The 1,112-nt window shown below is 69.2% G+C and carries 1 protein-coding gene; it reads left to right on the forward strand.

The genetic code is table 11. The features are described 5' to 3' along the window. Positions 1–73: 73 nt before the first annotated feature. Complete coding sequence (locus IE98_RS44050; protein ID WP_420706274.1) at positions 74–1,105, forward strand: IS630 family transposase; 1,032 nt, start codon at positions 74–76, stop codon at positions 1,103–1,105. Positions 1,106–1,112 lie beyond the last annotated feature (7 nt).

Here is a 1,112-nt window from a genome sequence, read left to right on the forward strand (position 1 = left end):
TATTGATCCGAAACGGTAGGGGTTCTGGGTCGTTGAACACCGTGTGAGTGGACTGGTGGGGGACGCGCGGCACTTGTCGCCGTCGGCGCAGGAAGCGTTGCGGCTGCGGGCGGTGGCCGCGCTGGTCGAGGGGCGGGACCGCGAGGACGTCGCGGCGATGTTCAAGGTCTCGCTGAAGGCGGTGGACGGCTGGTGGGCGAAGTGGCTGGCCGGCGGGCGTGAGGCGCTGATCGGGCGTCCGCGCGGGCGGCGAGCCGGGGAGCATCAGGTGCTGTCCGAGGCCGAGCAGGCCGCGGTGCGGCAGGCCGTGCTCGACCACCAGCCCTGTGAGCTGGGGCTTGTCGGTCAGCTGTGGACGCGTTCCCAGGTGGGTGCGCTGATCGCGAAGCTGTACCGGGTCCGCCTGACGGAGCCGGGGGTGGGCAAGTACCTGCGCCGCTGGGGGCTGTCGTTCCAGCGCCCGGACAAACGGGCCGTCGAGCAGAATCCCGAGGCGGTGCGCGGCTGGCTGGAGGAGGCCTGGCCGGCGATCCGAGCACGGGCGAAGGCCGAGGACGCCGAGGTGCTCTTCGCCGACCAGGTCGGCATCCGCTCTGACCAGGTCACCGGCCGGACCTGGGGCGAGAAGGGGCGGACCCCGATCGTGCGCCGGACCGGGAACCGCTTCTCGGTCAACGCGATGTCGGCGATCAGCACCAAGGGCCGCATGCACTTCATGGTCTTCACCGAGACCTTCGACGCGCAGGTCATGTGCCGGTTCCTCGACCGGCTTGCCGGCCACTTCGACCGCAAGATCCACCTCGTCGTGGACCGCCACTCGGCCCACCGCAGCAAGAAGGTCCGCGCCTGGCTGGCCGACCATGCCGACCGGGTCGAGCTGCACTTCCTGCCGTCGTACTCGCCTGAGCTCAATCCCGACGAACTCGTCAACGCTGACCTCAAGCGCAGCCTGCCCATGAGGCACCGGGCCCGGAACCAGGCCGAGCTGGCAGCCGAAGCCCGACGCTTCTTCCACCGACGCCAGCGCCAACCCCACATCGTCCGCGGCTACTTCCACGGTTCGCAGGTCCGCTACACCCTCGACGAGAACCAATTGAGTTTCTGATCAATAG

The organism is Streptomyces sp. NRRL B-24484 (genome assembly GCF_000717715.1).
Taxonomy (GTDB): domain Bacteria; phylum Actinomycetota; class Actinomycetes; order Streptomycetales; family Streptomycetaceae; genus Kitasatospora.